The sequence below is a fragment of the Lapidilactobacillus dextrinicus DSM 20335 genome (assembly GCF_001436095.1).
Taxonomy (GTDB): Bacteria; Bacillota; Bacilli; order Lactobacillales; family Lactobacillaceae; genus Lapidilactobacillus; species Lapidilactobacillus dextrinicus.
The window spans coordinates 80,767-94,044 of the sequence record NZ_AYYK01000016.1; the positions used below are offsets into that span (position 1 = coordinate 80,767).

The following is a 13,278-nucleotide window of genomic DNA, read 5'->3' on the forward strand; positions in this document are numbered from 1 at the left end:
GAAAAGTGATTTTTGTAAAGGGTTCACCAAACGAAATGACAGCCTTTCAAGTATTTGGACTTGACCAATTACTGTAAAATTGTGCCAACTTAGAAAAACGCCAGTTAGACCATAACGCTGGCATAACGATACTACACTTTCTTGCCACCCATATTGTGTCAAAATTTCTTTATTTAAGAAGTTTTTAACGTTCGCCGGTACCACTTTCTCACCATAATTAGCGATAATCGCTGGCATGGACCCCTCACTACCGTCAGCTATCCCCACTTCATCACATCTCATCTATTAGGCTTAACACATTAAAAATGCTTAGTTTTAAACAACTTTTGTGCAATAAAAAAGCTTTGAAACGTTGGTATAACCAATATCTCAAAGCAATTCGTCTTTAACTAAACATTTAAAATCCACAAGAAGCCGATAAAGATAAAGAACAAAGCGTACATCACCACAGAAACTTCTTTACCACGTTTAGCAGCGATCATCATAATTGGATAAGTAATCATCCCTAAAGCCATACCATCGGAAATTGAATAAGTCAGCGGCATGCCAATGATAATTAAGAACGATGGGATGGCAATTTCTAATTTATTCCAATGAATATGCGTTAAGTTTTGCGCCATCAAAACGCCGACAATAATTAAAGCTGGTGCGGTAACTTGTGTCGTTACCACTGCCAATAATGGCGAGAAAAACATACCTAAAATAAAGAATAAGCCAGTGAAAACAGCGGTCATCCCTGAACGGCCACCAACTGCAATCCCAGCTGATGATTCAACGAAAGCTCCAACTGGTGATGTACCCAAGATTGACCCGATAAACATTGATGATGAATCAGCCATCAAGGCTTTACCAACACGGGGCATTTCGTTATTCTTCATAAAGCCAGCTTGCTGCGCTAATCCCACTAAAGTACCAGCCGTATCAAAGAAAGTCACTAATAAGAAGGTTAAAACCACAACCCATAATTGTAAACTATTAATCGAGCCAATATGCTTAATTGCCACACCAAATGTTGGAGCTAAGCTTGGCGCCGCAGATACAATTCCATGAGGTAAATCGATCATACCTGTAAAAACACCCAACAATGAAGTTAAAACCATCCCCACAAAAATTGCACCCGGCACGCGTCGAATCATTAAAATTGCTGTCACAATTAAACCAAAAATCGTTAACCAAGTCGTGCCAGTCGTTAAACTGCCTAAACCAACTACTGTTGATTTATTAGCGACAATCAAACCGCCATCTTGTAAACCAATAAAAGCAATAAACATCCCAATACCAGCCGAAATAGCAAATTTTAAATCAGCCGGTATCGCATTGATAATCATTTCGCGAAGTTTAAAAACAGTAATTAATAAGAAGATAATTGAAGCAACAAACACACCAGCTAGTGCCGTTTCCCACGGAACCTTCATGCCGATACAAACGGTATAAGCAAAAAACGCATTAATGCCCAATGCTGGCGCCGAAGCAATTGGATATTTAGCTAAAATCCCCATGATAAAGCAAGCTAAGGCACTAGCTAAGGCCGTTGCAGTAAAAACCGCACCTTTATCCATACCTGATGCACCTAGTACACTAGGATTAACAAATAAAATATAGCACATACTTACAAAAGTTGTTAAGCCGGCTAATAATTCCCGACGCCAATTCGTTTTTAATTCATCAAACATGAAATATTTTTCTAGCTTAGCACCCATTTAATCAAATCCTCTTCGTTAATGTTCGTGTTTTAATCTTAAAAAACAACAAATACTAGCATATAACAATTCAAACATTTTGTAAACACAAACGTTTGATCCGATCTGCTAGAATTTTTAAATGAATCAAAAACACATCCTGCTGTTGCAGTCCTGTCATATTTTTATCCGTTTCCCACAGAGTGACACATAATAAAAAAGTGATTACCAAAAACTGGCAACCACTTAAATATAGCTATCTTAATTTTACTGCTGTCCCGCTACACGTTACCATTAACATACCATTATCAGAACCAAGCACTTCATAATCCATCTTCATCCCAATGACCGCATCGGCTCCTAATTTTTCAGCACGATGTCCCATTTCGTTAATTGCTTCTTCACGAGCTTTGGTCAATTCATCTTCATAACCTTTAGAACGACCACCAACTAAATTACGTAACCCGGCGCCAATATCTTTAAACATATTAATACCAGTAATAACTTCGCCAAAAACGATCCCTTGATATTCACTAACTTCACAGTCTTGAACAGCATTGGTTGTAGTAATAATCATTTTGCCACACTCCATCCTTTTTCTTCATTTTATCGTTTTTAAACGCCGTAAACAATTAATAGCTGTTGTCCCAATTCCTTAAATATTTTTACAAAATTAAGTGATCATTGGACTTTTGATTTCTTTGACCACTAGAATAGACTATTGAAAGAAAAGTTGGTGATTATCTTGCAAAAAAAATATTGGTACTCAATTATTATCTTATTTATTGGTCTCGGTACCGTTTTATTGACGTATTTTAATACAAATTATCAATCAACCATTGCTGTGGTCACCCAGGCGAAGAAAATTAGTGCTGAGAAGGTTAAAGATCAGTATGACAATACTGACCATGAAATCACTCAAAAATTAACGTTAAAAGTGCTCAATCATCAACATCGCGGTCAAAGCTATCATCTCAAAAACACTTATGAACAATCACAACTTGAAGATCAAAAGTATCATAAAAATCAGCGTGTCTTTGTTCAAGTCCGTAATGGCCAGTTGACCATCAGCAATGTTAAACGAGATTGGGTTATTATCTTAATGGTTTTCACTTTAATCTTATTAATGGTTGTTTTAATCGGCGCTAAGTCCTGGCTAGTGTTGATGTCGTTATTGCTGAATACTGTCATCTTTTATGTTGTGATTCATTTCGACATTCAAAAAAACGGATCGGGAACGATTATGATTTACAGCTTAGCTGCTATTATTTTCGCAACCGTTTCTTTCCTTCTTTATCAAGGAATCCACAAGAAAATGTGGGCGATGCTAACCAGCACGATTGTTGCACTCTTAATTTCTTTTGGGCTTTGTTATTTGATTATGCGCTTGACCAATGAACGCGGCATTACTTATATGGCGGTTGAATATGCCACCCAAAATCCGCGGTCGTTGTTTATTGGCCAAACTTTGCTAGGCGTCTTAGGAGCGGTCATGGATGAGTCCACGGACATTGTCTCTAGTCTTAGCGAAATCATTTATCACAATCCTAAAATTACGGGCAAACAACTTTGGCACAGTGGCCGAGCAATTGGCCAAGAAATTATGGGGCCGCTAATTAACGTACTCTTCTTGATCTTTATGGCTGACGCACTACCGATGACGATTCTTTATTTAAGGAATAATAATACGATTGCTTATACTTTTGAGTACACCTTGTCTTTAGGCGTCTTACAAAGTCTAATCTCTGCAATTGGTATTGTTTTAACAGTACCCACTGCCACAATTTGTGCCTATTATTTTCTCATTAAAAAGGAGGGCCACCAATGAGTACAATGCTGGCATTACTGTTAGTTCTACTGACCTTGATGGTCATTGTTGGAGGCCGATCTGGTATTAAAAGTTACTTAAGTATCATCATCAATTTTGGACTAGTCTTTATAGTTGCTTTATTGATTAGTTGGGGTGCCAATATTGCACTTACCGCTGCTTGCTTCGTACCTTTAAAATTGTTAACCATCATTTATTTGGGTACTAACGAAACAAAAATTGCCGATAAATCTTTTCTCATTTCCTTTATTGTAACGGTGATAATTGTTGTTTTAATTTTAGGTTTTAACTTCTTAGCTCAAGCACCTGGAATTGGCGAACAGTCAGGCGAAGATTTAATCGGGCTTTCAGATGCACCAGGATTAAGTTTTGCCGCAATCGGCGTCGTGGTTGCCATTTTCAGTACACTAGGTGCTATTAGTGAAGCGGCCGTAGCCATGAGTGCCGGTTTAATTGAATTAAAACGACAAAATCAACAACTTAGCATGGCTAAATTCTATCAAAGTGGTTTAAATATTGGCGAAGATATTCTTGGGACAGCAGTTAACACAATTTTATTTGGCTTCTTTGGTAGCTTTTTAGCATTATTCATTTGGTACACTCGTTTAAATTACACCATCAGCCAAATTCTCAATGATAAACTTTTCGCCCAAGAGTTTTTGATTATGTGTTATTCAATTATTGGTGTTTTACTAGTTATCCCCTTAACAACCTTGGTTGTTTCACGTTCGAAGAAATTATAATTAGAATTATTAGACAAAATAACAGCCGGCTAAATAGCCGACTGTTATTTTTTAGATAGATGTTTGATACTCAGTCACTAAATCTTGGCATAGTTGATGTGACAGTAAGCTGGATGTAGGGCTGACCGGATTAGGATGTGCTGGATCTTTGACTGCAGCTACAAAAGCCCGAATAAGTGGTGCAAAACCACGTTGTTCTAGTGTTGGTGTCCAATCAGGAAATCTTTGTACTTGGGTTTTTGATGTTGTTAAAGTTGTTAGTTCAGTTAAGTTACTCAAGCGTTGCGTCCCCGTGGGCTGCTGAACTTCAGTTACTTCTAAATTAGCACCGGCTTGCATGTTAACACTAGCGGTTACTAGTTGATGTTGAGCGCGAATGGTGATGGCACAATATTGAATTATGCCTTGTTCACTGTTAAGTTGATACCGATGCGTAAACGGCTCATTAGCCTGTATATTACCCACAAACAACGCTGTATCAACTGCATGAATCATTAAATCAAAAATAGCAAATTCAACGGGTTGTTCCGTATTAGCGCGATTCTTTTCAACTTTGATAACAGCCGGCTGTTGTTGAGTGACGAGCTGGGCTTCAAAAGGTGCAAAGCGCCGATTAAACCCAGCCGTTAGCAATAAATGACGTTCATCGGCTAATTGATAAAGAGCTTTAACTTCGCTGTAATTATCACTAACTGGTTTATCTACGTAAACATGGACGCCCGCTTCTAAAAAGGTTTTGATTAAAGTAGCATGCGTACTGGTCGGCGTATGAATGAATACTGCTTCAATTTTTTGAGCCAATAATTCTCTAACCGTTTGAACAGCTGTCTTAAAGCCATACTGGCGTTGTAAGTTGACGAGCTTATCTAGATTACGTGTACACAATACCCACTCAACTTGATCTTGCATCTCTGCCATGACTGGTAAATAAGCTTTTTGAGCAATTCCACCTAGCCCCATAACACCGATTTTAATCATCTTTAATTCCTCATTTCTAAGCATCATTATGACAAAATTAATCCCCAAATACCAGTAAAAACAAAAACCGTGAAGAACTGATTAACAGTCCTTCACGGTTTTATTTGTAATTAATTAAGCTTGTTCTTCAGTTGTTTTGCTAGAATGCTTAGGTTCTTTGGCATCGTTTTTAGTTTTATCTTTCTTACTGTGATCATAAGTTAAATGGATCGCAGCTGGCAAGATGACTGGTAAAATAACGACCAGAATAACCAAACCAATGATGACACCTAAGGCAACTTGAATTAATGTCAAGACGCCTGATGGCATTAAAGCAGCAAACGTACCGCTTAAGATAATCGCTGCAGAAATAACTACGGCACCGATGACACCTGATGCTTCCACAATCCGTTTACTTGGATTAGGAATTTCATTCCCTAATTCACGATATTTCATCATCAAGAAAATACTATAATCGACACCTAAAGCGAAGATCATGATGAATGTAAAGAATGGGGTATTCCAAGTCAATTGTGAATGACCAAGGAAAGTAGCACTAATCCAACGTGTCAATGACAGTGAACTGAAGTAAGAGAGCAATAACGTACCAATAATGAATAATGGTTGTAAAATCGAACGGGTTACAAACATTAGAGCTAAACCAATACCAACTACCATAATCATTGCTGTTCGACTAAAGTCAGAACTGGCAATTTTTTGTGTATCAGCAATTGATGATGTTTGACCACCCATTGCAATCTTCGCATCGTTCAATGAAGTACCTTTGATATTATTCTTAGATTGCGTTGTTAATTGACGAATCTTATCCATCGCTTTAGTTGAGCTTGGATTTTGATCAAGAACGATTGTCAATTTAGTAATCTTCTTATCTTCAGACATGTAAGTCTTAACAGATTGACTGAAGTCTTTACCATGAATAGCACTCTTTGGAATATAGAATGATTCACCGGCAGCAGATTTCTTCAAGCCACCAAGATAACTATTAGCAGATTTAACGCCACTACCGATTGTCGTTAAACCATCAGAAGCATCGCCTAACCCATTTTGTAAAGTAGCCATTTGACCAACTGTACTTTGTAAGCTTGAGTACATTGTCTTTTGACCATCGCGAACTTGTGTTAAACCGTTCGTTAACGTTGGTACTTGACTATTCAATTGATTAGTACCATTTGCTAATTGACTAGAACCACTTACCAATTGACTTGTACCATTTGCTAATTGACTAGAACCGCTCTTCAATGCACTAGAGTTGTTATTCAACTCACTTGTACCTGAGGCAACTTGGTTTACACCGTTAACGTATTGCGTCATACCCGCAGATAATTCGTTAAGTTGTGACAACATCTTAGAATTACTAATTGTTGATTGAATAGCACTTTCACTTGATGTATCAACGCCACTACCGTTAACACCACTGTTTAATTGTGAAGCTACTGAAGCAGCTTTACTTGAAGCAGATTGAAGTTGTGATAAGCCTTGTGTTAATTCAGTCATTGCAGAAGATAACTCATTTAACTTACCAGCTTGAGCTGTTAAACTATCAGCTTGGCTTAATAATGAATCAGCAGAATTAATCATTGTCTTAACATTGCTCAATTGAGAATTGATTTCTGCCACTTTTTGTTCAGAAGGAATCAAAGCTACCATTTGCTTTAATTGATCAGCATCAATAGATGGCATATTAGCCAGTTCTTTCTTCAAACCGGTTAACGTTTGAACGTTAGTATTAGCGCTAGTATTTGATTTTTTAACGCTATCTAGAATTTTTTGTGCAGCCGCTTTGGATGCGTCTGTTGAATTTGCATCGTTGATAATACTATTAGCACTGGCAACAATCATAGCATTATTAACCATAATACTACCGTCATTAGTACCAACAGATCCTAATGCCGTCGTTAACTTTGTAGTAAGTGCTTGAATATTACCAGCTTCATTAGCCAATTGGTTCAAACTATCGCGTTGTCCAGAGATAGTATTTAACAACTGTGACATCTGGTCCAATTCAGGTTGAATTTGCTTCAAAGTAGCAATTTGTGACTTCATCTCTGTTGTTTGTTGCTTCAAACTAGAAATCTTGCTCGACATTGCTGTCAACTGTGCTAAGTCTTGTTGCTTGCTAGCTAATGATGAATTAATCTTCGTTACACCATCATTAATGCCTGTGTTATAAGCATCCAATCCTGCAACAGCCAATGGCAATTGTGAACTTTGACTAACTAATTGATCAATACCACCAGTAATTTTGTCTGAGTTACCAGCTAATTGAGAAGCACCACTATTAAGTTGAGAAACACCGGCAGTATATGAATCAATACCGCTATTTAAACTGTTTGCACCAGCGTTTAAAGTACCGACGCCGTCGTTCAAGGTATTGGCACCAGAGGCAAGTTGACTCGTCCCATTTTGTAATGCTTGACTACCAGAAACCAATTGGTTAGTACCGTTAACTAGTTTTTGAACATCATTTAAGCCACCAGCCATATCACTATCAGCTAATTTTTGTTCAGCTTCAGATAAACCAGAATTAATTGTCTTAATCCCCTTACCTGCAGCTGTCATACCATCAGTAACGGTTCCCATTTGATCCTTAACATATAGCTTGCCAATCTTGCTACCACCAGGTTGCGTAACAGAGGCAACGGTTTTAACGCCATCGACGCCTTGCAAAGCTTGGGTCAATTGATCAATTGCTTTTAAATCAGCTTCATTATCTAACTTGTGATCACTACGAATGTATAACGTTGTTGGTTCAGCAGTACCTTTAGAGAAGTGTTTTTCAACAACTTCAAAGCCGCGCTTAGCAGCAACATCGTCGCCTAATTCTTGCAAGTTATCATAATTTAAGTTGTTTTTGTAAGTTAAAACAAATGGTAAAGTTGCTAACAAAGCAACGCCTAAAGCAATCAATGGATGTAACACACTGCGCGAAGCTAAGCCATGCCATAACTTACTTGATGAATGACCGTCAAAATTCTTAGAAGGCCAGAACATCTTCTTGCCCATTAAACTCATAAAGAATGGATTCAACGTTAGTAAAACAGCAAGCAAAACAACAACACCGATTGCAACACCAACAGCAGAACGATAAATTGAGAAGTTGGCTAAACCTAAAACAGAGAAACCAATTAAAATAGAGGATCCTGAGTAAAGAATCGTTTTACCAGCCTTATGTTGAGCAATGCGCGTTGCTTCCCAGTTGCTTAACCCTTTACTCAACTCTTCTTTAAATTGGTCGTACAACAGAATGTTGTAGTCTGTCCCAATACCAAACAAGACAACAACCATGAACACTTGGGTAAAGTTTGAAAATGGAAAATTAGCTTTATCCACTAAGTTCGTCACAATACTCAATGACGTAATTAGCGATACACCGACAGTTAATAAAGAAATGATTGGCACAATTGGTGATCTAAAGACTAAGACTAAAACAATGAAGATAAAGACTGCGGCAATAACTTCCGTCTTTTGAATACCGCGTTGGGTCTTCAAATCGAATTCGTTATTTAAGATATCAGCACCAGTGACATAAGTTTTAACACCGGGTGTTTTAACTGCCTTAGTTAATTCATCATTCATCTTAGTAACAGAACCATCATCATGGTCTTTATCGACTAAGAATTGCACTAATTGTGTTGATTTATCTTTGGAAATTAATTGTTTCTTAGTTTCTGCATTATCATTTGCAGCCGTAATTGATTTGATCCCGTACTTTTTCTTGTCGCGGCGAATATCTTTCAGCGTTTGATTAATTCGCTCTTTTTGCGTGGCGGTTAATTTGTCGTTACCATTATTAAAAATAGCGACAACCTCACGCGTATTACCTTGACCGCGACCCCAATCATCTTGGTCAATTTCAGCCAATTTACTTTGCACATTGGCTGGTAATTCTGTTTGCCCTTTGTCATGCACTAACTGTGTAATATCAGGCAACATTACAACTGCTGCTACGACAGCAATTAGCCATGCAATTAAAGCGCCATAATGGTTCTTAAAAAATTTCTGCATGATTTACTTCTCCCTTAATCCCAAAAATAATTAAATAAATGCATCCGCTGTTGTCTCAAGCATTTTACGAAAACTGGCCGTATTATGCGGCACATCATAAGTATCGAAAAATCCCATTGACTCAACCAACGTAAAACCTAAAACCTGGCTAATGAAGGCCTGTAAAAAGGTCACACGATCAACCTTAATGTCTTTCTCCCCATCCATAATTTTGCCAATGATTCCTAAAACTTTCTCCATTGACTGAACAAAGTCCGAATCTTTGGGATAATTTTGGATTGTTTGGATAGTCCCCACTAGCTTTCCCTGTGCTAAAAAGAAGGTTCTGGCAATCTCGCCGTATTTCAAAAGTGCTTCTTTGCCAGAAAGTCCAATTAAACCCGTTGCTAATTCCGCATATAAATCCCTCATCAAACAAGTGCCTAAATATTCCAGCAGTGAATCTAAATTATGGAAGTAATTATAAACGGATTGCGATTTAATATCTAATTTTTTGGCTAGCGTACCAAAAGTTAAGGCTGGTAAGCCCGACTCTTTGACAATATCTGCTGCTGCTTGCGCAACTTTATCTTTATCCAATACTCGACGCTTAGTCATGCCAAGAACCCCCTCCTGCAATTTACAAAAAACAATACTATACCTACTCAAAGAAGATGTCAATCTACAAGTTGTAGATTAATGAAAATGTTTTTGTGTTTTCAATTCTATTTGCAAAACAGTTATGACTTACAATTAATTAGCGTATAATAATGTTAACTTATTTTTTCAAAGGAGTTTTAGTGAATGTCGCGCGTCATACCGCTACTTCTCAATTTCAACAAGCTTTCAGTATCATTAGTGTTACCGACCCCAAGCTAAAGGCTGCTATTCGCCAGATCACCAAACAATCCTATCTAGGTGCTAATGGCCATCTTTTTATTTTCGTTGCCGATGAATATCGCAACGTAACTATTGGCCAAGAAATGGGCAATGCTCAAAATAGTTTAGGCAATACCGATCGCACAATTGCCGCCTTCTCAGATGCAATCCTAGCCGTGCAAAATACAGTTAACGCTACTGAAAGTATGGAACTAGGTGCCGTGATTCTTAGCAGTATTTTAAACGACGCTGCTCAATTGATTGAACTGTTACAGCTGCCCAAATTAACTTTTCCAGTTTTAGGCTTAGAAGTTGGCTATCCTGATCAAGAACCCCAATTAAAACCACGACTATTACGACATGCGCGAAACTAATCAGCGTGTTGACACTTTTACGAATCAAATCTATCAACGTTTAAATAATGTGCCTGAAAAACGTCACGAATTATTACAAATATTACACCAGCAAGGCTTTTTAAACGAAGCTAATTAACAAAACGACCGTGCTACGAAGTCATATGACTCGTAACACGGTCGTTTTTATATTTATCTGAAAATTGTTTTTAATTCAGCATCGTGATCTAAATAAAGTAATTCTGACAGTTCCGGCTCATTAAAAATACGTAAAAAGTCGCTTAATGAGCCCGCCAAAGTTTGCTTTTTAAGTTCTGACTTAGCTAGCCAAAAGATTTCCCCTTCACGACTACTCTTAATCTCACCAGTATTCTTAATCTCACCAGTATAATGAGAAGTTCGATAAAAATAGATCACACGGCGAAACGGTTGTTGATCAGCCGTTAAATCAGCATATTGACATAATCCAGCCATTTTCAATTGTGCTACTTGTAGTCCAGTCTCTTCGAAAACTTCGCGGGTAGCAGCATCAACAAACGATTCATTGACTTCAACATGACCACCTGGAAAAGTAATACCAGGCCAATCTTGTTTAACGCGATTTTCTACTAAAACTTCATCGCCGTTTTCAATCATGACCATATTCAAAAATAATGCCGGCTCTGGTTGATGCATCACTAAACACCTCACATTTAATTGCTTTTATTTTATCATTTAAGCGATTTTCTACCAAGATTGAATCCCTAATCACTTGTAAAAATTAACGCATTCGCCTATGATTAAACAGTAGTTGAAAACGCTGCCAAAGGAGCGATATAATTATGAAAATTGGAATAATTGGTGCTACTGGTCATGTAGGAACTTTCCTAACTAATGAGGCCTTAACTCGCGGTCATGAAATAACTGGCATTGTGCGTAACGTGCCTGAAGAAACGCAAGACCACTTAACCTTTTTACAAAAAGATGTTTTTAATTTAACAACGGCTGATATTCAAGATTTTGATGTTTTGATCTGTTCTTACAATGCACCTGAAGGTGAAGAAGAAGAACATGTTCAAGTCATGAAACATTTAGTCGATATTCTTAAAGGAACTGATGTACGTTTATTCGTCGTTGGTGGTGCCGGCAGTTTATATGTCGACTCCAAGTTAACCACTCATCTCTTTGAAACTGATGAATTTCCAGATGAGTTTAAACCAACTTCAATTAATATGAGCGCTGGTCTAGACTATTTGAAGAATTCAGATGGTGTGCGCTGGACTTATCTTAGTCCTTCTAAAGATTTCTTACTTAACGGTGCTCGCACTGGTAAGTATAAAGTTGGTCAAGAACAATTATTAATTAGTAAATATGGTAAAAGTGAAATCAGCATGGCCGATTATGCCATTGCCATGTTAGACGAAATTGAAGAACCAGAACATCAACAACAACGCTACACCGTTTGTGCTATGTAAAAACGAAATAACAAAAAAAGCCTTGAACAATGAATTGTTCAAGGCTTTTTGTTTTAACTATTTAAAAACTTTAATTTACTCAACCAAACCTAGACGCTCAAAAATTTCATTCACACGCTTTAAATGCCAATGATAGTCAAAGGCATCATCTAAATCGGCAGGCGTTAATTTAGCCATTACCTTAGGATCGTTAGCCAATAAGGTCTTAAAGTCTGCACCATGATCCCATGCTTCTGCCGTCTTAGGTTGAACAAGGTCATAAGCTTCTTCACGACTAAAGCCTTTTTCAACTAATTTAAGTAGCACACGTTGACTGAAAATTAGGCCATGGGTTAAATTCATATTTTGTAACATCCGCTCTGGGAAAACATCTAAATTAGTCAAAATACGATTAAAACGTGCTAATTGATAATCTAACAACGTCGTCGCATCTGGCAAAATAATCCGTTCTGCTGAACTATGAGAAATATCACGTTCATGCCATAAGCCAACATCTTCTAGTGCTGGCGTTTGATAGCCCCGTAAGACACGAGCAATACCACTTAAGTTTTCTGAACCGATTGGGTTACGTTTATGCGGCATTGCTGAAGAACCTTTTTGACCAGCGGCAAAATGTTCTTCAACTTCATGCACTTCTGTCCGTTGCAAATGACGAATTTCTAACGCAAAGCGTTCAATTGACGTGGCAATTAAAGCAATCGTACTAATATATTCAGCATGTAAGTCCCGTGGTAAAACTTGAGTCGAAATATTTTGAGCTCGCAAGCCTAATTTCTCGCAAACATAAGCTTCAATTGACGTCGGAACATTAGCAAACGTCCCCACAGCGCCACTAATCTTACCCGCTTCAACACCCCTAGCAGCATGTTCAAAGCGTTCAATATCACGTTGTAATTCGGCATACCAAGTTGCCAAAACTAACCCAAAAGTTGTAGGTTCAGCATGAACACCATGAGTTCGCCCAATCATCACCGTATCTTGATATTCTAGCGCACGTTGCTTAATAGTTGCTAATAACTCGTTTAAATCGGCCCGTAAAACGTCGTCTGCTTGCTTTAAACGATAACCCTGAGCTGTAATCAACAACATCAGTTGAAGTCAAGCCAAAGTGGACCCATTTGCGTTCTGCACCAAGTGATTCAGAAACAGCACGGGTAAAAGCCACAACATCATGTTTTGTTACTTTTTCTAATTCTTGAACCCGCTCAGTCGTAAAACTAGCATTTTCAGTAATCTTTAACGCATCGGCTTCAGGAACTTCGCCAACTTTTGACCAAGCCTGGCATGCTAAAACCTCAACTTCCAACCAAGACTGGTATTGATTTTGTAAACTCCAAATTTGTTGCATTTCAGGACGAGAATAACGTTCAAGCATTAGTC

The 13,278-nt window shown here is 37.9% G+C and carries 11 protein-coding genes and 1 pseudogene; 5 read left to right on the forward strand and 7 right to left on the reverse strand.

Translation table 11 applies throughout. The features are described 5' to 3' along the window. Positions 1-389: 389 nt before the first annotated feature. Positions 390-1,700 carry an NCS2 family permease gene (locus FC84_RS07095; protein WP_057757229.1) on the reverse strand — a complete coding sequence of 437 codons (1,311 nt, stop codon included), beginning with the start codon at positions 1,698-1,700 and terminating at the stop codon, positions 390-392. 235 nt (positions 1,701-1,935) lie between these two features. Further along, positions 1,936-2,256 carry a heavy metal-binding domain-containing protein gene (locus tag FC84_RS07100; protein ID WP_057757231.1) on the reverse strand — a complete coding sequence of 107 codons (321 nt, stop codon included), beginning with the start codon at positions 2,254-2,256 and terminating at the stop codon, positions 1,936-1,938. Positions 2,257-2,424: 168 nt separating this feature from the next. On the opposite strand from FC84_RS07100, the gene FC84_RS07105 reads away from it, so the two are divergent. Both FC84_RS07105 and FC84_RS07110 read left to right on the forward strand, forming a co-directional pair. Further along, entirely contained in the window at positions 2,425-3,507 is a 1,083-nt protein-coding gene (locus tag FC84_RS07105; protein ID WP_057757232.1) for a YibE/F family protein, read from the forward strand. Beyond that, positions 3,504-4,250: a YibE/F family protein gene (locus FC84_RS07110; protein WP_057757234.1), complete on the forward strand. Its 747-nt coding sequence runs from the start codon at positions 3,504-3,506 to the stop codon at positions 4,248-4,250. Before FC84_RS07105 ends, FC84_RS07110 begins: the two co-directional genes overlap by 4 nt. Positions 4,251-4,301: 51 nt before the next feature. Here the strand turns inward: FC84_RS07110 and FC84_RS07115 are convergent, their stop codons facing one another. The 3 genes from FC84_RS07115 to FC84_RS07125 form a co-directional block, all read right to left on the reverse strand. Further along, positions 4,302-5,228 carry a Gfo/Idh/MocA family protein gene (locus FC84_RS07115; protein WP_057757236.1) on the reverse strand — a complete coding sequence of 309 codons (927 nt, stop codon included), beginning with the start codon at positions 5,226-5,228 and terminating at the stop codon, positions 4,302-4,304. A gap of 114 nt (positions 5,229-5,342) precedes the next feature. Further along, complete coding sequence (locus FC84_RS07120) at positions 5,343-9,233, reverse strand: MMPL family transporter (RefSeq protein ID WP_057757238.1); 3,891 nt, start codon at positions 9,231-9,233, stop codon at positions 5,343-5,345. Positions 9,234-9,263: 30 nt separating this feature from the next. Continuing rightward, complete coding sequence (locus FC84_RS07125) at positions 9,264-9,830, reverse strand: TetR/AcrR family transcriptional regulator (protein WP_057757240.1); 567 nt, start codon at positions 9,828-9,830, stop codon at positions 9,264-9,266. A gap of 182 nt (positions 9,831-10,012) precedes the next feature. Between FC84_RS07125 and FC84_RS07130 the strand changes: the two genes are divergently transcribed. Both FC84_RS07130 and FC84_RS09150 read left to right on the forward strand, forming a co-directional pair. Next, positions 10,013-10,465 (forward strand): nitroreductase family protein, encoded by a 453-nt coding sequence (locus tag FC84_RS07130; protein WP_057757242.1) that lies wholly within the window; start codon positions 10,013-10,015, stop codon positions 10,463-10,465. Next, the gene (locus FC84_RS09150; RefSeq protein WP_263970762.1) at positions 10,452-10,583 is read left to right on the forward strand and encodes a hypothetical protein; all 132 of its coding nucleotides are present in this window, start codon (positions 10,452-10,454) and stop codon (positions 10,581-10,583) included. The genes FC84_RS07130 and FC84_RS09150 overlap by 14 nt, the downstream gene beginning before the upstream one ends. Before the next feature lie 53 nt (positions 10,584-10,636). On the opposite strand, the gene FC84_RS07135 is transcribed toward FC84_RS09150, so the two are convergent. After that, entirely contained in the window at positions 10,637-11,119 is a 483-nt protein-coding gene (locus FC84_RS07135; RefSeq protein WP_057757244.1) for an 8-oxo-dGTP diphosphatase, read from the reverse strand. A gap of 146 nt (positions 11,120-11,265) precedes the next feature. On the opposite strand from FC84_RS07135, the gene FC84_RS07140 reads away from it, so the two are divergent. After that, positions 11,266-11,898 (forward strand): NAD(P)-dependent oxidoreductase, encoded by a 633-nt coding sequence (locus FC84_RS07140; RefSeq protein WP_057757246.1) that lies wholly within the window; start codon positions 11,266-11,268, stop codon positions 11,896-11,898. A gap of 75 nt (positions 11,899-11,973) precedes the next feature. Here the strand turns inward: FC84_RS07140 and purB are convergent. After that, positions 11,974-13,273 (reverse strand): annotated as a pseudogene (purB, locus tag FC84_RS07145) (adenylosuccinate lyase). Between the last annotated feature and the right edge of the window lie 5 nt (positions 13,274-13,278).

Bases quoted from the DNA above. Each gene is read 5' to 3' on its own strand.
- FC84_RS07095 (WP_057757229.1), bottom strand. From the start codon at position 1,700: ATGGGTGCTAAGCTAGAAAAATATTTCATGTTTGATGAATTAAAAACG.
- FC84_RS07100 (WP_057757231.1), bottom strand. From the start codon at position 2,256: ATGATTATTACTACAACCAATGCTGTTCAAGACTGTGAAGTTAGTGAA.
- FC84_RS07110 (WP_057757234.1), top strand. From the start codon at position 3,504: ATGAGTACAATGCTGGCATTACTGTTAGTTCTACTGACCTTGATGGTC.
- FC84_RS07115 (WP_057757236.1), bottom strand. From the start codon at position 5,228: ATGATTAAAATCGGTGTTATGGGGCTAGGTGGAATTGCTCAAAAAGCT.
- FC84_RS07120 (WP_057757238.1), bottom strand. From the start codon at position 9,233: ATGCAGAAATTTTTTAAGAACCATTATGGCGCTTTAATTGCATGGCTA.
- FC84_RS07125 (WP_057757240.1), bottom strand. From the start codon at position 9,830: ATGACTAAGCGTCGAGTATTGGATAAAGATAAAGTTGCGCAAGCAGCA.
- FC84_RS09150 (WP_263970762.1), top strand. From the start codon at position 10,452: ATGCGCGAAACTAATCAGCGTGTTGACACTTTTACGAATCAAATCTAT.
- FC84_RS07135 (WP_057757244.1), bottom strand. From the start codon at position 11,119: ATGCATCAACCAGAGCCGGCATTATTTTTGAATATGGTCATGATTGAA.
- FC84_RS07140 (WP_057757246.1), top strand. From the start codon at position 11,266: ATGAAAATTGGAATAATTGGTGCTACTGGTCATGTAGGAACTTTCCTA.